The organism is Corynebacterium sp. UBA2622, assembly GCF_002339505.1.
Lineage (GTDB): Bacteria > Actinomycetota > Actinomycetes > Mycobacteriales > Mycobacteriaceae > Corynebacterium.
On sequence record NZ_DDJO01000009.1, the window covers coordinates 246,535 to 268,549 of the forward strand.

The 22,015-nt window shown below is 68.5% G+C and carries 18 protein-coding genes; 10 read left to right on the forward strand and 8 right to left on the reverse strand.

What is annotated here, in order from left to right:
* Window positions 1-10: 10 nt before the first annotated feature.
* A complete protein-coding gene (gene galE, locus B3611_RS03815; protein ID WP_291313738.1) occupies window positions 11-997 on the forward strand; it encodes a UDP-glucose 4-epimerase GalE in 987 nt (328 codons plus the stop codon).
* Here galE and B3611_RS03820 read toward each other — a convergent pair.
* Window positions 994-2,118, reverse strand: a complete 1,125-nt coding sequence (locus B3611_RS03820; RefSeq protein WP_291313739.1) for a DUF4192 domain-containing protein — start codon at window positions 2,116-2,118, stop codon at window positions 994-996. The two genes, galE and B3611_RS03820, sit on opposite strands and share 4 nt — an antisense overlap.
* A 251-nt stretch (window positions 2,119-2,369) precedes the next feature.
* Between B3611_RS03820 and B3611_RS03825 the strand changes: the two genes are divergently transcribed.
* The 5 genes from B3611_RS03825 to hrpA all read left to right on the forward strand — a co-directional run bounded on the left by B3611_RS03825 (window position 2,370) and on the right by hrpA (window position 12,339).
* Window positions 2,370-3,467, forward strand: coding sequence for a PAC2 family protein (locus B3611_RS03825; RefSeq protein ID WP_291313740.1), 1,098 nt, complete (start codon window positions 2,370-2,372; stop codon window positions 3,465-3,467).
* Between the two features lie 36 nt (window positions 3,468-3,503).
* The gene (locus B3611_RS03830) at window positions 3,504-6,047 is read left to right on the forward strand and encodes a DEAD/DEAH box helicase (RefSeq protein WP_291313741.1); all 2,544 of its coding nucleotides are present in this window, start codon (window positions 3,504-3,506) and stop codon (window positions 6,045-6,047) included.
* 78 nt (window positions 6,048-6,125) lie between these two features.
* Window positions 6,126-7,373 carry an NAD(P)/FAD-dependent oxidoreductase gene (locus B3611_RS03835; RefSeq protein ID WP_291313742.1) on the forward strand — a complete coding sequence of 416 codons (1,248 nt, stop codon included), beginning with the start codon at window positions 6,126-6,128 and terminating at the stop codon, window positions 7,371-7,373.
* A gap of 91 nt (window positions 7,374-7,464) precedes the next feature.
* A complete protein-coding gene (locus B3611_RS03840; RefSeq protein ID WP_291313743.1) occupies window positions 7,465-8,421 on the forward strand; it encodes a hydrogen peroxide-inducible genes activator in 957 nt (318 codons plus the stop codon).
* 15 nt (window positions 8,422-8,436) lie between these two features.
* Window positions 8,437-12,339 (forward strand): ATP-dependent RNA helicase HrpA, encoded by a 3,903-nt coding sequence (hrpA, locus tag B3611_RS03845; RefSeq protein ID WP_291313744.1) that lies wholly within the window; start codon window positions 8,437-8,439, stop codon window positions 12,337-12,339.
* 20 nt (window positions 12,340-12,359) lie between these two features.
* Here hrpA and nrdR read toward each other — a convergent pair whose 3' ends face one another.
* Window positions 12,360-12,818, reverse strand: coding sequence for a transcriptional regulator NrdR (gene nrdR, locus B3611_RS03850; protein WP_291313812.1), 459 nt, complete (start codon window positions 12,816-12,818; stop codon window positions 12,360-12,362).
* An 85-nt stretch (window positions 12,819-12,903) separates the two neighbouring features.
* On the reverse strand, window positions 12,904-13,278 hold the full coding sequence (locus B3611_RS03855) for a hypothetical protein (protein ID WP_291313745.1): 375 nt from the start codon (window positions 13,276-13,278) through the stop codon (window positions 12,904-12,906).
* A 279-nt stretch (window positions 13,279-13,557) separates the two neighbouring features.
* Here B3611_RS03855 and lexA point away from each other — a divergent pair, with 279 nt between their 5' ends.
* Both lexA and B3611_RS03865 read left to right on the forward strand, forming a co-directional pair.
* Complete coding sequence (gene lexA, locus B3611_RS03860) at window positions 13,558-14,247, forward strand: transcriptional repressor LexA (protein ID WP_291313746.1); 690 nt, start codon at window positions 13,558-13,560, stop codon at window positions 14,245-14,247.
* A 117-nt stretch (window positions 14,248-14,364) separates the two neighbouring features.
* The gene (locus tag B3611_RS03865; RefSeq protein ID WP_291313747.1) at window positions 14,365-15,150 is read left to right on the forward strand and encodes a DeoR/GlpR family DNA-binding transcription regulator; all 786 of its coding nucleotides are present in this window, start codon (window positions 14,365-14,367) and stop codon (window positions 15,148-15,150) included.
* A 7-nt stretch (window positions 15,151-15,157) separates the two neighbouring features.
* Here B3611_RS03865 and B3611_RS03870 read toward each other — a convergent pair whose 3' ends face one another.
* Both B3611_RS03870 and hflX read right to left on the reverse strand, forming a co-directional pair.
* On the reverse strand, window positions 15,158-16,465 hold the full coding sequence (locus B3611_RS03870) for a uracil-xanthine permease family protein (RefSeq protein WP_291313748.1): 1,308 nt from the start codon (window positions 16,463-16,465) through the stop codon (window positions 15,158-15,160).
* A 72-nt stretch (window positions 16,466-16,537) separates the two neighbouring features.
* Window positions 16,538-18,088 carry a GTPase HflX gene (gene hflX / locus B3611_RS03875; RefSeq protein ID WP_291313749.1) on the reverse strand — a complete coding sequence of 517 codons (1,551 nt, stop codon included), beginning with the start codon at window positions 18,086-18,088 and terminating at the stop codon, window positions 16,538-16,540.
* Between the two features lie 174 nt (window positions 18,089-18,262).
* On the opposite strand from hflX, the gene B3611_RS03880 reads away from it, so the two are divergent.
* Complete coding sequence (locus B3611_RS03880) at window positions 18,263-19,012, forward strand: hypothetical protein (RefSeq protein WP_291313750.1); 750 nt, start codon at window positions 18,263-18,265, stop codon at window positions 19,010-19,012.
* A 48-nt stretch (window positions 19,013-19,060) separates the two neighbouring features.
* On the forward strand, window positions 19,061-19,576 hold the full coding sequence (locus B3611_RS03885) for a hypothetical protein (protein ID WP_291313751.1): 516 nt from the start codon (window positions 19,061-19,063) through the stop codon (window positions 19,574-19,576).
* Window positions 19,577-19,592: 16 nt separating this feature from the next.
* On the opposite strand, the gene dapF is transcribed toward B3611_RS03885, so the two are convergent.
* The 3 genes from dapF to B3611_RS03900 are packed head-to-tail and all read right to left on the reverse strand — an operon-like array spanning window position 19,593 to window position 21,954.
* Window positions 19,593-20,465, reverse strand: a complete 873-nt coding sequence (gene dapF / locus B3611_RS03890) for a diaminopimelate epimerase (protein WP_291313752.1) — start codon at window positions 20,463-20,465, stop codon at window positions 19,593-19,595.
* Window positions 20,462-21,367, reverse strand: coding sequence for a tRNA (adenosine(37)-N6)-dimethylallyltransferase MiaA (gene miaA, locus B3611_RS03895; RefSeq protein WP_291313753.1), 906 nt, complete (start codon window positions 21,365-21,367; stop codon window positions 20,462-20,464). Before miaA ends, dapF begins: the two co-directional genes overlap by 4 nt.
* Complete coding sequence (locus B3611_RS03900) at window positions 21,364-21,954, reverse strand: hypothetical protein (protein WP_291313754.1); 591 nt, start codon at window positions 21,952-21,954, stop codon at window positions 21,364-21,366. Before B3611_RS03900 ends, miaA begins: the two co-directional genes overlap by 4 nt.
* Window positions 21,955-22,015: the final 61 nt, after the last annotated feature.

Here is a 22,015-nt window from a genome sequence, read left to right on the forward strand (position 1 = left end):
GGGGACGACTATGAACCTACTGGTCACCGGCGGTGCCGGCTACGTCGGCAGCGTCTGCGCGACGGTCCTCCTCGATGCCGGGCACGATGTCACGATCATTGATGACTTCTCCACCGGCAACCGCGACGCCGTGCCCGAGCGGGCCCGGCTGGTGGAGGGAAGCATCACGGACGTCATCGATGATGTCCTCTCGCAGCAGCACTACGACGGCGTGATCCACTTCGCCGCGCGCTCGCTCGTGGGAGAATCGATGGAGGTCCCCGACGAGTACTGGCGCGACAACCTCCTCGTCTCGCTGAAGCTTCTCGACGCCATGCGGGCCCACGAGGTGACCAACCTCGTGTTCTCCTCCACGGCCGCGACCTACGGCGAGCCGGAGCAGGTGCCCATCACGGAGGATTCCCCCACCCGCCCCACCAACACCTACGGGGCGACGAAGCTCTCCATCGACTACGCCATCGCGTCCTACTGCGCCGCGTACGGCCTGGGAGCGACGAGCCTGCGCTACTTCAACGTCGCCGGAGCCCACGGCCGGGCCGGGGAGAACCACAAAACGGAAACCCACCTCATACCACTTATCCTGCAGGTGGCGCTTGGTTACCGCGAAAAGATCATGATCTTCGGCGACGACTGGCCCACCCCGGACGGCACGTGCGTGCGCGATTACATACACGTGGCAGATCTCGCCGACGCCCACCGCCTCGCGCTCGAGACAAACCGGGCGGGCGAGCACCGGATCTTCAACCTCGGCTCTGGCGACGGTTACTCGGTGCGCGAGGTGATCGAGACCTGCCGGGAGGTCACCGGCCACGACATACCCGCGGAGGTGGCGCCCCGGCGCGCGGGCGACCCGGCGGTGCTCGTCGCATCCTCCGAGAAGATCCGCTCCGAGCTCGGGTGGAACCCGGCGCGCACAAACCTGCGCACCATCGTCGAGGACGCGTGGGCGTTCACCACGGAGCTCGGCGAGCGATCCCACTCCGCACCGCGACGCTAGCTGGCCTCCAGCCCGGCATCCCCCGCCCACGCCGCATCGCATCCCAGGCGGGCTGCCTCGGTCAGCTTTTCGTGGTGGCCCGTGCGCACGAGGCTGAGGAGCACCCCGGACAGGTTGTGGCCCGGAAGCTCCGTCTGCGCAACCGTCAGGGCCGCGACAGCCCAGGGTGTCAACCCACGGTCGACGGCGATAACCGCCCAGATGCTGAGGGCGTTGGCCCGGATAACCCCGGTGAACGTCTTGGCCACGCACAGGAGCGCGTGCGCCGCGGGCAACGGGAAGGTCAGGGCATCGTTGAGCAGACGGTCCCTCAGCATGCTGCGGGAAAGCATGGTGGCCAGAGCGAGACGGTCATCCTCCTCGCCAAGCAGATCGCGTGTTTCGGCCCCCTCCCACGGGGAGACCAGGGGGCGCGCCGGCGCTGAATGGAGAACGAGGCAGGCCTCAGCCGCCGCAGCAGCGGCGGCCCGGTCCCCCTGAGCGACGCGGGCCAGCAGGTCTGTGCCGCGGCTCACGGCGAGGCGCCCGAGGGCTTCCCAGCTGTCCCGCTCCCCGTCATCGGCGGGTTCCAGGACATCGAAGTAGCTGAAGGTGTCCTCGCGGTTCAGCTCGGGCAGGATTCCGTTGTCCAACAGCGCCCTCATCGCGGGTGAGCCCATTACCGATGAGACGGCCCCTGAAATCCAGTGAGGGCCCAGCGGGTCGGCGGCCAGCGCGCCGGGGCCCGGCCCGAAGACGATGCGGTACGGGGTGCCGGTGGCGATCTCCGAGACGGTCCAGCAGGCGTCGATGAGCGAGGACCCCGCGGAATCCCCGGCGTTGAAAAGGGCGTCCCCCGCCTCGCGGGCGAGGTCTGAATCGGGGATGCGGGTGACAAGGAGCGCGTAGTAGCCGATGCACCCCTCAGCCGGCAGGTCCCGCAGGGCCGCGCACAGTTCAGCGGCGTGGGTGAGGTCCGCGCGCAGGACAGGCCCGAGGGTGACGCAGGACGGGTCAGTGTCCGAGTGCAGGCCGAGGACGACAACAGATTCGTGCGGATAGAAGCCCAGCACGCCGGGCAAGCAGGCGATGAGGTCGGAGGGCCCGGTGAGGTGCTCCGGGGAAAACGGTGAGTTCAGCATGTCGTTTCAGACGCACGGGCCGCCGGTGCGGTTCCCCGCGCCCGGCGCGCCCGGGATTGTGGACCCCGCTTCTGTGGAAACCGCCCGGTTATCCACACCGGGGTGGCGGCGGAGCGTCGTATAGTGGCGGGTTCGGCGGGGTTCCGGCAAGATGGACTCTTTTAAACGGGAATGTTTGGGCGGCTTACATCGTTGTGAGGTAAGACGCACGGCGTCGCCACGCTTAGACTGTTGGTTCAGGAGGTTGAGACATGTCGCAGCACGACCGTCACATGTACGAGCTGGAATACCCGGCTCCCGCGGTGAGTGAAGGTGCCTCCAACGGCCCGACCCTCGTGATCGCGATGCAGGGTTACGCCGACGCGGGCCACGCGGTCGAGGGCGCGGCGGACCACCTCAAGGCGGCGCTGGAATCGCGCACCGTCGCCACGTTCAGCAACGACGAGCTGATCGACTACCGCTCGCGGCGGCCCGCAGTCACCATGGCGCAGCACGAGATCACCGGCATGGAGGATCTGCAGCTGGACATGCGGGTGCTGCGTGACAGCGAGGGAACCTCCTTCCTGCTCCTCTCCGGCCCGGAGCCGGACCTGCGGTGGGAGGCGTTCAGCGGTGCCGTTGCTGACCTGGTGGAGCGGTTCGACGTGGACAAGACCATCTGCCTCTACGCGGCCCCCATGGGCGCCCCGCACACCCGCCCGCTCGTCGTTTCCGCGCACGGCAACGACCGCGACCTCGTCGGATCCATGTACACCTTCGACGGAATGGTGACGGTGCCCGGTTCGGCGGCGATCATGATCGAGCGCGAGCTCCACGGCCGCGGTCGCGCGGTGGCGGGTTACACCGCCCACGTGCCGCATTACGTGGCGGCCTCCCCCTACCCCAACGCCACCTACCAGCTGCTCCAGTCCGTCTCCGACGCGTCCGGGCTCACCTTCCCCCTCCGCGCCCTCGAGCGGGACATGCAGCGCGTCTCGCGCCAGCTTGCAGAGCAGACCGAGGGGTCCGAGGAGATTTCCCAGGTTGTCGGTGCCCTCGAGCAGCACTACGACCGCGAGATGGAGGAGTACCGCGAGAGCCACCCGGACGCGATGATGCCGGGTGAGGCGCAGACGCCGTCGGGCGAGGAGATCGGCGAGGCCTTCGAGAACTTCCTCGCCGCCATCGAAGACCGCGACCGCAACGGTTCATCCGGGCGTGGGCTGCCCTTCAACGAGGACGGGGACACTCGTCTGGAGGACCACTACGACCTCAACCCGCCCGCGGGCGAGGAGCAGGACGATTCGGACGGGATGCCGGGGAACGGCGATGCCGTGGACCGCGACGAGGGGGACGGCTCCGAAGCCTAGGCCCCGGTGTCGGGGGTGTCGGCTACGGTTGTGCCTGTGAGTATCGCCGACATTCTCCCCGACCTTGACGACGTCCCCGAGCCACTCCTCGACGATGTCATCTGGGACTCCTTCCAGGCCTGGGCAAGCGGGCGGGGCATCTCCCTCTACCCCGCCCAGGAGGAGGCCTCCCTGTCCCTGCTGTCCGGGGACAACGTCATCCTCGCCACCCCCACGGGTTCGGGAAAATCGATGGTGGCCAACGCGGCCCACTTCATCGCGCTGGCCCGCGGCCAGCGCTCGTTTTACACCGCGCCCATCAAGGCGCTCGTGAGCGAGAAATTCTTCGCGTTGTGCGAAATTTTCGGGCCCGAAAACGTCGGCATGATGACGGGCGACGCCACCGTCAACGGCAGCGCCCCGATCATCGCCGCCACTGCTGAGATTGTCGCGAACATCGCCCTGCGCGAAGGCAGGAACGCCGCCATCGACCAGGTGGTGATGGACGAGTTCCACTACTACTCGGACCCGGACCGCGGCTGGGCATGGCAGGTCCCCCTCCTCGAGCTGCCGAAGGCGCAGTTCCTTCTCATGTCCGCCACCCTCGGTGACACGGGCTGGCTGGAGGAGGACCTCACCGCCCGCACCGGGCGCACGACCACTTTCGTCGGAGGTTCGGAGCGTCCGGTTCCCTTGGACTTCACCTACGTCTTTACCGCGGTGCACGAGACGATCGAGGAGCTACTCTCCGAGGGCAAGGCCCCGATTTACGTCGTCCACTTCTCCCAGCGCGAAGCGACGGAGCGCGCCCAGGCCATGACCAGCATCGACATCCTCGGCCGCGAGGAAAAGGAGCGCGTCGCCGCAGAGATCGGGGATTTCCGCTTCACCACCACCTTCGGTAAGACGCTGTCGAAGCTCCTGCGCCGCGGCATCGGTGTGCACCACGCGGGGATGCTGCCCAAGTACCGCCGCCTCGTCGAGCGCCTCTCGCAGGCCGGGTTGCTCAAGGTCATCTGCGGCACCGACACCCTGGGGGTCGGGATCAACGTGCCCATCCGCACCGTGCTCATGACCGGGCTCGCCAAGTACGACGGCACCCGCCAGCGGGTGCTCAAATCCCGTGAGTTCCACCAGATCGCCGGGCGGGCCGGGCGCGCGGGTTACGACACCGAGGGATCCGTCGTCGTCGAGGCCCCCGAACACGAAATCGAGAACGCCAAACTCCGCCGACGCGCCGGTGACGACCCGAAGAAGCAGAAGAAGATCCGCGCGAAATCCGCCCGCGAGGGTGAGGTTTCATGGTCCGAGAAGACCTTCCAGAGACTCACCACCGCCCAGCCGGAAGAGCTGACCAGCCAGTTCCGCGTGTCCAACTCCATGCTTCTCAACGTGGTCGCCCGTCCCGGAGACGGCTACCGGCACATGGAACACCTCCTGCGCTCCAACCACGACACCCGGGCGAAGCAGAACCGGGATATCCTCACCGCCGTTGAGCTCTTCCGGGGTCTCGTCGCGGCGGGCGTCGTCGAGCGGACCCCCGACTCGCCGGCGATGCGCCCCTACACGCTGACCACCCAGCTCGACCGCGACTTCGCCCTCAACCAGCCGCTCTCCCCCTTCGCCCTGGCCTTCCTCTCGCTCCTGGACCCGGAGTCGGAGACGTACACTCTCGACGTCATCTCCACCTTCGAGGCCATCCTCGACGACCCCCGCCAGCTGCTGCAGTCGCAGCAGTCCGCCGCGCGCGGTGAGGCGATCGCGGAGTTAAAGGCCGAGGGCGTCGACTACACCGAGCGCATGACCCTGATCGAGGACGTCACCTACCCCAAGCCGCTCGAGGACGAACTCGAGGACGCCTACGACACCTTCGTCCAGGGCAATCCGTGGGCGAAGGAGTTCGAGCTCTCCCCCAAGTCGGTGGTGCGGGACATGATCGAGCACGCGATGACCTTCTCGGATCTCATCGCTGCCTACGGCCTCGCGCGTTCGGAGGGCGTCGTCCTGCGCTACCTGACCGACGCCTGGCGCACGCTGTCGCATTCGGTGCCCGAGTCCTACCTCAACGAGGAGCTCGGCGACATCATCGCATGGCTGGGTGAACTTATCCGCCAAGTTGATTCCTCGCTCATTGACGAGTGGGCCCACATGGCCGACGAGGACAGCCCGATTTCGCAGGAGGCTCTCGACCGTGAGCTCGCCTTCGGGGTGGAGGACCCCACAGCCCTCACCGCGAACCGCAGGGCGTTCCGCATCATGGTACGCAACCACTTCTTCCGCATGGTCGAGCTCTTCGCCGGCGAGAAGGAGGAGCTCCTCGCCCAGATGGTGGATTACCTCGAACCCGGGGAACGCCCGGACTGGCCGGCGGCGATGGACGACTACTTCGACGAGTACGACGACCTCCTCACCGGACCCGAGGCCCGGGGCACCGCCTTCTTCCGCGTCCGGGAGGACGCGGCGCGGCGGTGGGAGGTCGTGCAGATCTTCCAGGACCCCGAGGGGGACAACTCCTTCCAGCTTCACGGCGTGGTCGACCTCGACGCGTCCGACGCGGCCGGCGAAGTGCGGCTCAGCTCCCTCAACCTTATTTCCCGCTAACCCCGCCGCGAAACCTCCTGCGCCCGCCCACCCGCTGAATTATGGTGAGGGCACGGTAGTTAGGAGGGAGAAATTAAAATGGCGAAGGCTCTTGTCATCGGTGCCGGCATGGTCGGGCTCTCCACCGCGTGGCACCTGCAGGACCACGGTTACGAGGTCGAGGTACTCGACCGCATCGGCGTGGCCGCGGGTTCCTCGTGGGGCAACGCGGGGTGGCTCGCGCCGGGGAAGACGATTCCGCTTTCGAACAGGAGCCTCTGGGCCTACGGCCCCACCGCCCTTTTCGCCCCGCACGCCGCACTGCACGTGCCCGTCAGGTTCGACCCGCGCCTGTGGGCCTTTGTGGCCGAGTTCATGGCGCACGCCACCGCCCGCGCCTGGGACAAGACCATGGCCAGCCTCACCCCCGCCGACCTGGGCGCCCTCGCGGCCTTCGACGAGCTCATCGCCGGCGGGGTCGAGGCCGAAACCCACCGCGACCCGTTCATCATTGGCTTCGAGAACGACGCACAGTCCCGGGGCTTCCTCGACGAGGTGGAGGGCGCAGCCCGACACGGCCAGGACATCCCCTTCGAGCGCATCGATCTCGACGAGGCCCGCCTCCACGCCCCGATGCTCTCGGACAGCGTCCGCACGATCTACAAGATGGGCAACCAGCGCTTCATCGCGCCGGGAAACTTCTGCGAGGCGATCGCGGAGGCCATTGTCGCCCGCGGCGGGCGCATTACGACGGGCGCCGAGGTCGTGCGGGTGACGTCGACACGCAAACCGGCGGCGCAGCTCGCCACGGGCGAATGGCTGCCGGCGGACGCGGTGGTCATCGCCACCGGTGCGTGGCTGCCCAGGCTGGCGCGCGAGCTCGGGGTGGCGGTGCGGGTGCAGGCGGGCCGCGGGTACTCCTTCAGCGTGGAGACGGACGAGCCCGCCACCTCACCGGTTTACCTGCCGCACACCAAGGTCGCCTGCACCCCGTACGAGGGCCGCTTCCGCGTGGCGGGAACGATGGAGTTCCGGCACCCCGATGAGGCGTTCCAGCCCGGGCGGGTGGAATCAATCATCCACAACACCCGCCCCCTGTTCCGGGGCGTGGACTGGGACAGCCGCCAGGACGAGTGGGTGGGTTCCCGCCCTGTCACCCCGGACGGCCTCCCGCTGGTGGGTGCAACAAAGGCGCCGAACGTCTACGTCAACGGCGGGCACGGCATGTGGGGCATTGTGCTCGGCCCCGTCTCCGGCAAGCTCCTGGCCCGGCAGGTGGCCACGGGCCGGGCCGACGAAATCATCCGCCCCTTCAACCCCCTCCGTGGCAAACTCGGTGGGCTCTGACGGTCCGCTTCACCCCCGGGGACGAACTATTTCGGCCGAAAAACTAAGGATCGGTTCATCGTACCTATCAACCTCTTGTACTGTCATAGGCATGAGCAATAAGGAATACCGGCCGACGCTCGCCCAGCTGCGGACGTTTGTCACCATCGCCGAGAACCGCCACTTCGGCACCGCGGCGAGCAAGCTGAACATCTCGCAACCGTCTCTCTCCCAGGCGCTCGTGGCCCTGGAGTCGGGCCTGAACATTCAGCTCATCGAGCGCTCGACCCGCAAGGTCATCGTCACCCCCACCGGTGAGGCCCTGCTTCCCTTCGCCAAGGCCACTCTCGAGGCCGCCGACAACTTCGTCGCCCATTCCCGGGGCGCCCACGGGGAACTGGCTGGCCCGCTGCGCATCGGCATCATCCCGACGCTCGCCCCGTACATCCTCCCGGATTTCCTCCGCCTCACCCGGGAGAAATATCCGGAGCTGCAGCCGCGCATCGTCGAGGAGCAGACGGAGCACCTGATGCAGCAGCTGCGCGACGGCCAGCTCGACATCGCCCTGCTCGCGATCCCCACCGATGTCGCCGGGATGACCGAGTACCCGCTTTTCGACGAACAGTTCATCGTGGTCACCGACGAAAACCATCCGGCTGCGGGGCGCGATGACCTCACCCTTGACGTTTTGCAGGACCTTGACCTGCTCCTGCTCGACGACGGCCACTGCCTTCGCGACCAGATCGTCGACCTGTGCCGCATCGTGCACGCCTCGCCGGTGACCAACGCCGAGTCCGCCACGCGCGCCTCGTCACTTACCACGATCATGCAGCTCGTCGTCGCCGGCCTTGGCTCGACCCTCGTGCCCGCATCCGCGATCGCCACCGAGTGCGCCCGCCCCGGCCTCGGCCTCGCCACCTTCGACGACTCCGTCATCGCGCAGCGCACCATCGGCCTCGTGTGCCGCTCGAGCTCCTCGCGGGCGGCGGAGTACGAGCGCCTCGGTGAGCTAGTCACGCAGGCGCACCACCGGGCGGTGGAAAAGGGCGGGGAGCTCCTGAAGGGCTAGAATCGTTCGGCAGATATGAACGATTCCTCCTCCTCCCCTTCCCGCGACGACCTCCTCGAGCGATTGGACACCGTCCCGCTCTCCGAGGTACGCCGCTTCCGCCGTCGGCTCTCGAAGGCCCGCTCCCCCCAGGCGCTGCAGGCGATCGCGGGTGACATCGATGCGGCCGCCCGGGCCGTCGAGAAGCGTGCCTCCGCCGTTCCCGGAATCACCTACCCCGAGCAGCTGCCCGTCTCGGCCCGCCGCGAGGACATCATGGAGCTGCTCCGCGACCACCAGGTGGTGATCATCGCGGGTGAGACGGGTTCGGGCAAGACCACGCAGATCCCGAAGATGCTGCTCGAGCTCGGGCGGGGCCGACGAGGCCTGATCGGCCACACGCAGCCGAGGCGCCTCGCCGCGCGCACCGTGGCCGAGCGCGTCGCGGAGGAGCTGGGCCAGAAGATCGGTGAGACGGTCGGATACGCCATCCGCTTCGACGACCGTGTCTCCGCCACCACCGCGGTCAAGCTCATGACGGACGGCATCCTGCTCGCCGAGATGCAGCGGGACCGCTACCTCAACGCCTACGACACGATCATCATCGACGAGGCCCACGAGCGCAGCCTCAACATCGACTTCCTCCTCGGTTACCTCAAGCGCCTCCTGCCGCGCCGCCCGGACCTGAAGGTGGTGATCACCTCCGCGACGATCGACCCGGAAAGCTTCGCGGAGCACTTCGCCGACGCGGAGGGCAACCCGGCCCCCGTCATCGAGGTGTCGGGGCGCACCTACCCCGTCGAAATCCGCTACCGCCCCCTGGTGGAGCAGAAGGGCGCGAAGGAGGTCGACGTCGACATGATCGACGGCGTCGTTCTCGCGTGCGAGGAGCTCATGCGCGAGGGGGACGGGGACATCCTCTGCTTCTTCTCCTCGGAGCGCGATATCCGCGACGCAATGGAGGCCATCGAGAATAAGAGGTGGCGAGGCGTGGAGGTCACACCGCTTTTCGGCCGCCTCTCCAACGCCGAGCAGCACCGGGTGTTTTCCTCCCACTCCGGGCGGCGCATCGTGCTGGCCACAAACATCGCGGAGACGTCCCTGACCGTGCCCGGCGTGCACTATGTGGTGGACACCGGCCTTGCACGCATCTCACGCTATTCCACGCGCACGAAGGTCCAGCGCCTGCCCATCGAGGAGATCTCGCAGGCCTCGGCGAACCAGCGCTCGGGCCGCTCCGGACGCGTCGCCGACGGCGTGGCCATCCGCCTCTACTCCGAGGACAACTTCAACGCCCGCCCGGAATTCACCGACCCGGAGATCCTGCGCACCAACCTGGCCAGCGTCATTCTGCAGATGATCTCGCTGCGGCTAGGTGACATCGCCGAGTTCCCCTTCATCCAGCCGCCGGACCCGAAGTCCATCCGCGACGGCCTGCTCATCCTCCATGAACTCGGTGCCATTCGCGGTGAGGAGCGCGACGGCGCACCCGTGCTCACCGACATCGGCCGTGACATCGCCCGCATCCCGGTCGACCCGAAGATGGCGCGGATGCTCGTCGAGGCCAACCGACTCGGGGTGCTCGACGATGTCACGGTCATCGTCGCAGGCATGACCATCCAGGATGTCCGCGAGCGCCCGCTCGAGTTCCAGGCGCAGGCCGACCAGGCGCACGCCCGCTTCAAGGACAAAACCTCCGACTTCCTCTCCGCGCTGAAGCTGTGGGACTACATCACGGACTCACGCGACGAGCTCTCGGGCAACGCGTTCCGCAAGCGGATGACCCGGGAGTTCCTCCACTACATGCGCATCCGGGAATGGTACGACCTGGTGCGCCAGCTGCGGGACGTCGAGAAGCACCTCGGCTGGTCTCGCAAGGAGAACGTCGTGGGCGCGCGCGATGCCGACGCGATCCACAAGTCGCTGCTCACCGGTCTGTTGTCCAACATCGGTGCGCGCGACGGTGAATCCCGTGAATTCCGCGGTGCCCGCGGCACCCGCTTCCTCGTCTTCCCCGGCTCCTCCCTAGCGAAACGGCCGCCGGAATACATCATGGCCGCGGAGCTCGTGGAAACCTCCCGCCTCTGGGCCCGCGACGTGGCCCGGATCGAACCGGAGTGGGTGGAGAAGGCCGCCGGCGAGCTGCTCAAACACAGCTACTCCGAACCGGTGTGGTCGCGCAAGCGTTCCGCCGCGATGGTGCACCAGAAGTCGCTTCTGTACGGCGTGCCGATCGTCCTCGACAGGCTGGTCCCCTACCACCGCGTCGACCCCGAGGCGGCGCGGTCCATGTTCATCCGCCACGCGCTGATCGAGGGCGACTGGAACCGCCACCACACGTTCATCGAGCACAACGAGGCGCTCCTGGAGCAGGCCTCCGAGGTCGAGGAGAAGCTGCGCCGCCGCGGTCTCGTCGTCGACGAGGACACATTGTTCGACTTCTACGACGAGCGCCTGCCCTCCAACGTGACCACCGCGCGTCACTTCGACTCCTGGTGGAAGAAGAAGCGGCACGAAAACCCGGCCTACCTCGATTTCGACCCAGAGAAGCTTGTCGACGACTCCGCGGACGCCTCCGAGGACGCCTTCCCCGCCACCTGGCGCAAGGGCAACGTCGACTACGCCCTGCGCTACAAATTCGAGCCGGGCGACCCCTTCGACGGTGTGACCGTCGACGTGCCCGTGCCCCTGCTCGCGGGCTTCGACTCCGCCGGTTTTGACTGGCTCGTTCCGGGGCTGCGTGAGGAGCTGGTCACGGAGCTGATCCGCACGCTGCCCAAGGCTCTGCGCCGGACGGTGGTTCCCGCCCCCGACTTCGCGCAGCGGGCCATGCCGAAGCTGCTCCCCTACGGCTCCCCGCTCGTCGAGCAGCTGGCGGAGGTTTTGCGCTCGCTCGGCGGGGCGGGCATCGATGCCACGGACTTCCGGCCCGCAGCGCTGCCGCCCCACCTGCGGGTCACCTACGCCGCGATCGACAAGCGCGGCGACACCATCGATCACGACAAGGACCTCGGTGCGCTCAAGCAACGCCGGGCGGGACAGATCCGCTCTTCGGTCTCCAAGGCGAGCAGGCACTCCGAATCAGAGGCGGTGCAGAAATGGACGGGGGACAGCCTGGGGGCGGTGCCCGAGACGGTGACCACGACAATTGACGGCAACACCGTCGAGGCCTACCCCGCCCTCGAAGCCACCGCCGAAGGGGTGAAGGTGACCGTCCACCCGACCAGGGCGGCCGCGGATGTCTCCATGATCACCGCGACCCTCACGCTGCTGCTGCGCGAGATTTCCGTGTCCGCCCAGCAGATGACGAAGGGCCTGCCCCTGCGCCACAAGGTGGCGGTGGACCACTACCCGCACGGCGGGGCCGCGGGCCTCGTCGACGATGCCCGCGTGGCCGCCGTGCGCGACCTCATGCTCGCGCACGGCGGGCCGGTGCGCGATCCCGCCGAATTCGACAGGCTCGCCGCGGCCGTCAAACCGGAGGTACCCGGTGCCGTCCGCCGGATTGTGGTGGGCATCGCACCGGCCCTCGTCGAGTATGCGGCCATGTCGGAGGAACTGCGCAAATGGGAAGGTCCCGCCATCGACGACATGCGGGCGCAGCTGGAGTTCTACCTGCCCAGGCACGCCATCACCGTCCACGGAATGGAGCGGTTGCAGCACCTACCGCGCTACATCGAGGCGATGCGCATCCGACTTGCCGACATGTCCCTGGATCCTGAACGGGACGCAGACCGGCAGGGGGTCGTGGACTCCGCCAAGGCGTCGCTGAGGGCGAAGGTGTCCCGGCTGCCCGCCGGGCGGGAGAAGACTCCCGCCTACAAGGAAATCCTGTGGCGCATCGAGGAGCTGCGGGTCAGCCTGTTCGCCCAGCGCCTCGGGACAGCGAAACCGGTCAGTCAGCGCCGGGTGGAAAAGATGATAGAGAAGCTGGCGTAGGGGCCCGGCCATGACGCCGCCTAGAAGTCCTCCCGGTCCCGGCGGCGCATGAGGCGGATCTCCGACTCGAAGTCGGCTGCCGACTCGAAGGATTTGTAGACGGACGCGAAGCGCAGGTAGGCGACCTCATCGAGTGCTCGCAGTGGCTCGAGGACGGCCAGGCCGATGTCGTTGGCGTTGACCTGGGAGCTTCCGTGGCTGCGCACCGTCTCCTCCACCTGCTGGGCGAGCCGCTTCAGCGCGTCGTCGGACACATCGCGGCCCTGGCATGCGCGTCGGACGCCCACTATGAGCTTGTCGCGGTCGAAGGGTTCGCTGACTCCGTTGCGCTTGACGACGGTGAGAATCGCCTTCTCCACGGTGGTGAACCGCCCCCCGCATTCGCTGCACTCCCGCCGTCGCCGGATGGCGGAGCCGCCCTCCACGACACGGGAATCGGTGACGCGCGAGTGCTCGTTGTGGCAGAAGGGGCAGTACACGGGGCTCTTCCTCCCTGGGTGGGCGGGTGCTTCGGGCAATCCAGCAGTGTACTCCCGTCCGTCCGGGGTGCGCCGCCCCCGACAGTTACCCCACCTGCGCGGTCACGACCTCCCGGGTCACGTCGCCCTGGTGTTGTGCCCCGGTGCCCCCCGCGGAATACACGCCGCCGACGGCGGAGCCGATCAGCAGAGCCAGGCCCAGCGCCGCCCCCATCATCAGGCTCGCGCGGGTTTCGTGGCGGGCCTCCCGCGGATCCGATAGGGCCGCTCGGGGCGAATCTGGGGATATGTTCGAACGCGCCCGCGTACGCTCGGCGGCACCCAGGCTCCGCACCACCCCGCTTCCGCAGGTATGCAGGGAACGGGCCGGAAGATCCCACACCACGGCGGGTGCAACGGCGGGGGACGGAAGCGCACGGGAGACGCTGGCGGGGACGTTGTTGCGGGTGACGATGGTCATGGCAAGCTCCTTTTGTTGATGGCCGAAGTCTAGTTTTGGGGCCCGACGGGCCGGACCCCCGTTCGACCGGGTGTTCGATTTTCGTTTGTGTGTTCGATTTATAGCAGGCCTTCACACGCTTGTCCAGAGAGCGCGCGGAAATCTCGAACATGCTTGCCAGTTCTGATACTGTGAGGGGTGAATCCGCTATCGTGCGGCGGTTGCCCCCGCACGGCGCGCGGGGGTACACCCCGCCCCGGCACCGCCGGTTTTCGATCGAAAGAGGAACCAGGAGAAAAGATGGCCCGCAAGAAGGAAGACCCCGGCACACTGGACGTGAGCGTGCTGTCGGACCGGCAGAGGCGCATCCTCGAGGTGATCAGGGATGCCGTCGTCCTGCGCGGCTACCCGCCGAGCATCCGGGAAATCGGCGACGCGGCGGGGTTGCAGTCCACTTCCTCCGTCGCCTACCAGCTCAAGGAGTTGGAGAAGAAGGGTTTCCTGCGCCGCGACCCGAACAAGCCCCGCGCCGTCGACCTGCGCCACCTTCCCGAGGCAGCGAAGTCCCCCGCCCGGAAGGCCCCGGAGCCCGCGGACACCCCCGAGGACGCCTCCCCCGCGCGCTTCGTGCCCGTGGTCGGTGAGATTGCCGCCGGGTCCCCGATTCTCGCCGAGCAGAACGTCGAAAGCTACCTGCCGCTCCCCGAGCAACTTCTCGGCGACGGGGAGCTGTTCATGCTCCGCGTCGTGGGTGAGTCCATGCGCGACGCCGGCATCCTCGACGGGGACTGGGTCGTCCTGCGCTCCCAGCCCGTCGCGGAGGAGGGGCAGTTCGTCGCCGCGCTCTTGGACGGCGAGGCGACGGTCAAGGAGTTCCACCGCGACAGCACGGGGGTATGGCTCCTTCCGCACAACGATTCCTTCTCCCCCATCAAGGGCGACGACGCCCAGATCATGGGGCGGGTCATCTCCGTCTTCCGCACCCTGTAACCCCCGGGCGGGGGGAAGGGGGTTAGCGCGGGGCGGGTGCTTTATCCCCGGTCTGAAACAATGGTTCGGGTGTGGCCGTTCGGCCACGGTCGGCGGTTCATCCCTGGAGGTTCGTGCATGTACGCGGAAGAGAGAAGGCGCCAGATCGCGTCCCTCACCGCAGTCGAGGGCCGGGTAAGCGTCACCGAGCTCGCGTCGCGTTTCGAGGTCACCGCCGAAACAATCCGGCGTGACCTGGCCGTGCTCAACGAGGAGGGAATCGTCCACCGCATACACGGTGGCGCTGTGGCGAGCCAGGCGTTCCTCACCGCGGAGATGCCTCTCGACGCCCGCTACCGCGCCGCGGCCGGGGCGAAGAACGCCATTGCGGAGGCCGCCCTGGCCTACCTGCCGGCGGAAGGCGGCGACGGGATCTTCCTCGACTCTGGAACCACCGTGAGCATGCTCGCCGCGATGCTCACCTCCCTACCCGTCGCCCAGACGTGGCCCATCGTGACCCGGTCGTTGCCCATCGCCCTCGAGCTCTCCGACGCCGGGTTCGGCAACGTCCAACTGCTGGGGGGCGCTGTCCGGGCCCTCTCCCAGGCGGTTGTGGGGGACATCCCGCTGCGGACGCTGGCGCTCATGACCGCGGACGTGGCGTTCATCGGCACCAATGCCCTGACCGTCGACCACGGCCTCTCCACGGCCGATGCCCAGGAGGCCGCGGTCAAGGCCGCAATGGTCACCAACGCGAGGAAGGTGGTCGTGCTGTGCGACTCCTCCAAGCTGGGCACCGACTACCTGGCGAGCTTCGCCACCCTCGACGACATCGACGTGCTCATCACCGACGCGGACGCGCCGCCGGCGATACTCAGGGAGTTCGAGAACCACGGTGCGGAGGTTGTGGCGGTGAGCAGCTAGGGCGTCGTCAAGCGCGCGTGCTTCCCCGCTGCCCGAAACCGTCGTAGCTGCCCTCACCGCTCGTGCGGAAGGCCCACCTCATCAACGGGTAGATCACGATGATGCCGACGGAGCCCACGGCGATACCCTCGAGCGCGACCCCGCCGAACGTGAGCGAGAGGTTGCCGATGCCCGCGACGAGAGCGACGGCCGCCGCGCTGAGGTTGGCGGGGTTGGTGAAGTCGACGCGGTTGTCCTGCCAGATGCGCACGCCCAGCATGCCGATGAGGCCGTAGAGCACCAGGCAGGCGCCGCCGAGCACGCCCACCGGGATGGTGAAGATCACCGCGCCGAACTTCGGCACAAAGGCGAGGCAGACGGCGAACAGCGCGGCAACCCAGTACGCCGCCGTGGAGTAGACCCTGGTGGCGGCCATGACGCCTACGTTCTCGGCGTAGGTGGTGGTGCCCGAGCCGCCGAAGGCACCGGCGAGGGTCGTGGCAATTCCGTCTCCGATCAGAGCTCGTCCCTGGTATCCGTCAAGGTCCTCGCCCGTCATCTCGCCGACCGCCTTGACGTGTCCGACGTTTTCCGCGATGAGGACCACCAGGACCGGCAGCGTCACGAGGATGGCGGAGACATTGAACTGCGGGGAGTGGAAGGGCGGCAGGCCCACCCACGGGGCGGCCGCAATCTGGTCCATCGCTCCCTCCGCGAGGCCGCCCGTGGCTGCGGCGGTGACCCATCCGGCCAGCACGCCGATAAGGATACTCAGGCGCGATGCCATGCCCCGGACCGCGACGGTCAGGACGAGAATGGTCGCCAGGGTGACCGCGGCGATGAGGGGCTGCGCCTCGAAATTCTTCACAGCGGTGGGCGCGAGGTTGAAACCGATGAGCGCGACGATGGCTCCGGTGACCACGGGGGGCATGACGGCATCGATGACCCTCCTGCCCGCCGCGTTGACGAGGAACCCGACGGCGATGAGTGCGAGACCGGTGATGAACACCCCGCCCAGCTGCACGCCGATGCCGGAGCCTCGGGCGGCGGTTAGCGGGGCGATGAACGCGAAAGAGGAGCCCAGGTAGGAAGGTAGCCTGTTGCGCGTCAGGAGGAGGAAGATGATCGTCCCCACACCCGAGAATAGGAGAGTCGTGTTCACCGGCATACCTGTAAGGGTCGGCACCAGCAGCGTCGCGCCGAACATGGCGACGACGTGCTGCATCCCGATGCCGATCGTGCGGGGCCAGCTCAGGCGCTCGCCGGGGCCGACAACGGCCCCCGGGCTCACGCGGCGGCCGTTTCCGTGCAGGGTCCACCCGAATGTTGTGCTCACGGGAGACGATTATCGCGGCCCGCAAGGCGGCAGGGGTAATCGGGGCCCCGTGGCGCCCCGCGGGGCGGGAAGCTAGGAGACCACGAACTCCGCGTACTGCTCGGCGATCACCTGGGGCAGGCGGACGTCGATCAGCGTGCCCTCGGTCTCATAGGACTCGGAGCGCACGGTGCCCTCCTCGTGCAACCGGCTGATCACGTCGCCCCGCGTGAACGGCACCAACATCCGGACGTGGGCATCGATGGTGTTGAGGAACATTTCGATCTGCCCCTCGAGATCCGGGATCCCCTCGCCCGTCAGGGCGGAGACGAACACCGCGTTGTGGCCGGTGCGGTCGAAGGCGTGGCGCAGCTCCGCGAGAACGACGGGGTCGGCCCCGTCGATCTTGTTCACCACGATGATCTCCGGCGGGATCGACTCCCCCGACTCCCGGGTGATGTCGGAGAACACCTTGTTCACGGCCTCGACCTGCTTGAGCGGGAAGGCATCGGAGCCGTCCACCACGTGCAGGAGCAGATCGGCGTTGGTGACCTCCTCCAGGGTGGACTTGAACGCCTCCACCAGCTGGGTGGGCAGGTGGCGCACGAAACCGACGGTGTCGGTGAGCACCACGCTGCGCCCGTCGGCGAGCCGGGCGCGACGCGTCGAGGGGTCGAGGGTGGCAAAGAGCGCGTCCTCCACGAGCACGCCGGCGTTTGTCATCGCGTTGATCAGCGAGGACTTGCCGGCGTTGGTATAACCGGCGATGGCGATCTTCGGCGTGGTTGAGCGCTGCCGCTTCGCGCGCTTGATCTCACGGGCGGTCTTCATGTCGCGCAACTCGTGGCGCAGCTTGGCCATGTCCGTGCGCAGGCGCCGGCGGTCCGCCTCGATGCGGGTTTCACCGGGACCGCGCAGGCCCACGCCCCCGTTCGAACCGGCGCGCCCGCCCGCCTGGCGCGAGAGCTGCCCGCCCCAGCCGCGGGTACGAGTGTAGAGGTACTCCATCTGCGCCAGGCTGACCTGCGCCTTACCCTCCTTGCTCTTCGCGTGCTGGGCGAAGATGTCGAGGATGAGCATCGTGCGGTCGATGACCTTGGTGCGCAGCGTCTCCTCCAGCGCGACCAGCTGGCCCGGGGAAAGCTCGCCGTCGAAGACGACGGTGTCCGCACCCGTCGCGTCCACGATCTCCTTGAGCTCCCTCACCTTGCCGGAGCCGATGTAGGTGCCCGGGTCCGGGCGGTCCCGCTTCTGGTACAGCAGATCGACGACCTCGGCGCCGGCAGTCTCGGCCAGCGCTGCGAGCTCCGCCATGTTGGCTTCCACCTCGGCGGTGGTGCCTTCCGTCCACACACCCACGAGGATGACCTGTTCCAGGCGCAGCTTGCGGTACTCGACCTCGTAGCCGTCCTCGGTGTCCTCGGAGCGCAGCTCGGTCTCGCGGATGACCCGCCGGAAGGCGTTGCGCTCCTCGAGGTCGAGGGCGCCCACGGTGGGCTCCCCGGAGCGCTGGCCGTCCCCGGGCTGGGGACTGTTGTGGCGGAATGCCTGGCGGAGAAGCTCGGCGTAGGTAGCGTCGTCTGCACCCTCGGAGGAGCCCCCGTAGTGGCGGCTGCGGTCGGGGTGGGAGGAAGTTTGAGTCATTGAATCCTTAGTGTACGAGAATCTGCGGGGGTCGTGCCGCGCCCACGTCCGGGCCGGCACCGTGGGGCGTCGTCAAGCGTGCGCTTTTCCCTTCGGCACAACGCTTTTCGACGCCCCCTTCTTCCCGCCACGGGGATTCAACACCCCGCGGGTCCGGGACTATGATGCGAAAGCATGAACGATACAGTCAGCACGGACCTGTCCAGCATCGGCCTGGGCTTCGACAGGTGGCAGGACGCGGTCGAGGCGGCCATCGCGACGAACCGCCTCGGGGTTACGGGAGAGGTCCGCGGCGGGCAGCTGATCCAGTACGCGGATCCCTCCGGTGCGCAACTGAACATCCTCGCCGTCGAGCCCTTCGCCACCTTCGCCGGGTTCGACGCGATGACGCGGACCTACGCGCATGTCACGATGCTCAACGACGTCGTCGCGCTGGCCGATATCGTCGACCCCCACGGCAACACCATCGCCACCGTCACGGTCAACCTCGCGCAGGGCCCGCTCATCGCGGACGAGCCGACCCTGCAGTGGCAGGAGCTGGGGGTGACCGCCCTGGCTCTGGATGTCACGCGCTACGACAGCGTCGAGGATTTCCACGCCCACTCCCCCGCCATCCTCGGCGAGGTCCGCTCCGCCGGTGCCGAGGCCGTCAACTCCGGTGTCGCCGCGGCCCCCGACGCGGGCGCCGAGTTCTCCGCCCGCGTTCTCGAGGCCGAGTACCGCACGAGCGAGCTGACCGGCCAGAGGTTCATCCACGTGTCCGTCGACGGGGCTATCCCCTTCGAGGTGTGCCTGCCCGACGGTGATCTGCCGGAACGCAACTCCGTCATCGCCGGCACGGCGGTGATGGCCGGATCCATCCCCGCCCCGCAGGGCGGCGGCTGCGGAGGCTGCGGTGACTCCTGCGGTTGCGGTGGGCACTAACGCCCCGCGCGGCGCGGCGGCGCCCCTGACGTTCAGCGGGAGGCGGCCGTGGATTCACCGCGCCGCGATCTGACCCGCGCCCTCGGAGCCGGGTTCCTGCTGGCGGCCGCGGTGCTGCTGGTAATCACCCTTCGTGTTCCGGGGATCATGCTGGCGATCGTCCTGGTCGCCGTGATGTACGCCGTGCTGCACCGTTACGACACTGACCCCGAAGCCTCCGCGCTGACGTCCTCACTGCGCATCGTGCGCGACGACATCGGAGACATCCTCGCCCGTTACGACACGTTCCTGCACGGGCCCGACCCCGACGCAATCGCGGAGCGCACCCTGTATTACCCCGCGCTGGCGGACCCCGGCACCACCCACCCCGCCATACAGGACTTCCAGCTCCGGGCGGCGGCCGCGCGGAGGTTCATCGCCCGCGTCGACGCGCGCCTGGCGCAGGGCGATCTCGACCGGGCCCAGCTCGAGCACCTGATCACGATCGCGGACGAGCGCGCCTTCGCCCTCGACACGGCATGGCGCGATGCTCGCCGCGCGGCGCGGGAGCTCGGGCCGGCCTGAGCTCCCGCGCGAGCTCTCACCCCGCCCTGTGCAGAGAGCCCGGCTCGGACGTGAAGGCCGCCAAATCCACCTCTCCGCGCGCCACGATCGCGGAGGGCCCCGTCATCACGGCCTCCCCGGAGTTGATGTCCACCCGCACCGCGCCGCCCGGCACGATGACCTTGACCGTTCCGTTCTCGATGCCTGCGTCGGCGAGCGCCGCCCGTGCGGCGGCGACGGTGCCGGTTCCGCAGGAGCGGGTCTCGCCGACGCCGCGCTCCCACACCCGCATGTGCACCTCTCCCGCCGAAAGCTCGGTGAGGATCTCCACGTTGACGCCCTCCGGGAAGAAGTCGTGGTCGAAGGCGGGCCGCTGCAGCTCCAGCTCGGCCAGCTTCCCCGCGGTCAGGCCCGGAATCACGGCCGCGAGGTGGGGGTTGCCCACGTCCACTCCGAGCCCCGCAAAGTCGAAGTCACCCATCCGCGCCGTGGATACCCCGGTGACCTGCACCGGGCCCATGTCCACGCGCACGGTGGCGAACAGCGGGTCGGACTCGATCACGACCACCTGCTTCACCCCGGCGCGCGTGCCCACCTCGAACTCGCGCTGGCCCTGCAGCCCCTCGGCCACGAGAACGTGGGAAAAGACGCGCACCCCGTTGCCGCACATCTCGGCGACGGAGCCGTCCGCGTTGCGGTAGTCCATGAACCAGCGGCCCTCCCGCCTGACCACGCGCAGCAGACCGTCACCGCCGATGCCCGCGCGGCGGTCGCACAGGCCCGACACCACTTCAGGTGTCAGGTCGAGTGAATCGTCGGCATCCGGAATGATGACGAAGTCGTTCTCGGTCCCGTGGCCCTTGAGGAAGGGGACCTTGACGGAGTGTGTGTTGCGCGTCGCGGTTTTCACCCCAGCGAGTCTAGCGCGCGCTCAACCACCCCGGTGTCGTCCGCGGGGAGCCAGGTGATGCGCCGGTCGCGGTTGAACCAGGAGCGCTGGCGGCGCACATAGCGTCGGGTGCCCGTGATGGTCCCCTCCAGCGCCGCGCCCCTGTCCATCTCCCCGCGCAGCATGGCCAGCACCTGGGCGTAACCGATGGCCCGGCCCGCCGTGGAGTCCGCGCGCAGACCACTGCCCACCAGCCCCTCGACCTCCTCGACCAGCCCGTCGGCGAACATCGTCTCGGCACGCAGCGCGATGCGCGGGTTGAGCCACTCCGGGGTCGTGCGCAGTCCAAGGATGCGCGTGCCCCACCGCGGCGGGGCATCCTTGGGCGGCTGGGAGGCCTGGAAGGGCCTGCCCGTCAGCTCGATGACTTCCAGGGCGCGCACGGTGCGGCGCGGGTCCTTGTCCTCAATCACGGCGGCCGCGTCAGGGTCCACCCGCGACAGGTGGGCGTGCAGGGCGTCGATGCCGGCCTCCGCCAGGCGAGCCTCCCACCGGGCGCGCACGTCGGGGTCGGTGGGAGGGAAAGCCCAGGCATCGATGAGCGACTGGACGTAAAGCATGGAACCGCCCACGAGGACGGGCACCTTGCCGCGCGCGGCGATCTCTTCGACGGCGCCCACCGCGAGCCGCTGGTACTCGGCGACGGAGGCCGTGCGCGTCACCGGCCAGATGTCGAGCAGGTGGTGCGGGATGCCGCCCCGCTCACCGGGCGGGAGTTTCGCGGTCCCGATGTCCATGCCCTCGTAAAGCTGCATGGAATCGACGTTGACGATCTCCCCACCAAGCTCGCGCGCCAGGGCGATTCCCAGGGATGATTTGCCGGAGGCGGTTGGCCCCACCACGGCGATCGGACGCACGCTCATACCTCCCACACCGCCACGTACGCCCCCACGCCGAGGGAGTCATCCGAGTCCACCAGCCGCGCCGACACGGGCTCGAGAGCCGCGAGCTCACCCCACAAATACGGCTCCACCACACCCACGGCACCGAGCGTGTCGACGTCCACCTCCCCCGCCCCGGCGAGGAAACGCTGAAGTGCCGCGTGGGTGTCCGCGGCGCCGACGACGAGCGAGAGGGGCGCGCGGGCGTTGAGACCCGCGGGCCCGTCCACGACAACGACGGTGAGGGCCTCCGAGTTGAGCCGCCCGATGTGCGGGCGCGAGCCTGCGGCCGACGGGCCGCCCCCGAGAACGTGACGCGCCACGAGCTCCGGAAGGTGGTTGCCCGCGCCCGTGCTCACCCGCGGGGCACCCCAGGCGGCGAATGAACCGGTCACCCCGGTGCGCCATCGCTCGTCGAGGCTGCAGACGATCTCCGCCCGGGCGATGCCGGTCCCGGCCGCGGCTCGGCGCGCGGCGGCCGCGAGGCGCCGCGACGGCTCGTGCGCCGGGGCGAGCTCCGCGACGAGCGCGGGAGCCCCGGGCATGATCAGAATGTGATGGCCGGACACGCCTTCCAGCCTATCGCGGTGCGGGGAACCAGCCCCCTCAACCCGCCCCGGATACGCCTGA

Bases quoted from the DNA above. Each gene is read 5' to 3' on its own strand.
- hflX (WP_291313749.1), bottom strand. From the start codon at position 18,088: ATGACTCAAACTTCCTCCCACCCCGACCGCAGCCGCCACTACGGGGGC.
- miaA (WP_291313753.1), bottom strand. From the start codon at position 21,367: ATGAGCGTGCGTCCGATCGCCGTGGTGGGGCCAACCGCCTCCGGCAAA.
- B3611_RS03865 (WP_291313747.1), top strand. From the start codon at position 14,365: ATGTACGCGGAAGAGAGAAGGCGCCAGATCGCGTCCCTCACCGCAGTC.
- B3611_RS03855 (WP_291313745.1), bottom strand. From the start codon at position 13,278: ATGACCATCGTCACCCGCAACAACGTCCCCGCCAGCGTCTCCCGTGCG.
- hrpA (WP_291313744.1), top strand. From the start codon at position 8,437: ATGAACGATTCCTCCTCCTCCCCTTCCCGCGACGACCTCCTCGAGCGA.
- galE (WP_291313738.1), top strand. From the start codon at position 11: ATGAACCTACTGGTCACCGGCGGTGCCGGCTACGTCGGCAGCGTCTGC.
- B3611_RS03820 (WP_291313739.1), bottom strand. From the start codon at position 2,118: ATGCTGAACTCACCGTTTTCCCCGGAGCACCTCACCGGGCCCTCCGAC.
- B3611_RS03835 (WP_291313742.1), top strand. From the start codon at position 6,126: ATGGCGAAGGCTCTTGTCATCGGTGCCGGCATGGTCGGGCTCTCCACC.
- B3611_RS03880 (WP_291313750.1), top strand. From the start codon at position 18,263: ATGAACGATACAGTCAGCACGGACCTGTCCAGCATCGGCCTGGGCTTC.
- B3611_RS03840 (WP_291313743.1), top strand. From the start codon at position 7,465: ATGAGCAATAAGGAATACCGGCCGACGCTCGCCCAGCTGCGGACGTTT.
- lexA (WP_291313746.1), top strand. From the start codon at position 13,558: ATGGCCCGCAAGAAGGAAGACCCCGGCACACTGGACGTGAGCGTGCTG.
- B3611_RS03825 (WP_291313740.1), top strand. From the start codon at position 2,370: ATGTCGCAGCACGACCGTCACATGTACGAGCTGGAATACCCGGCTCCC.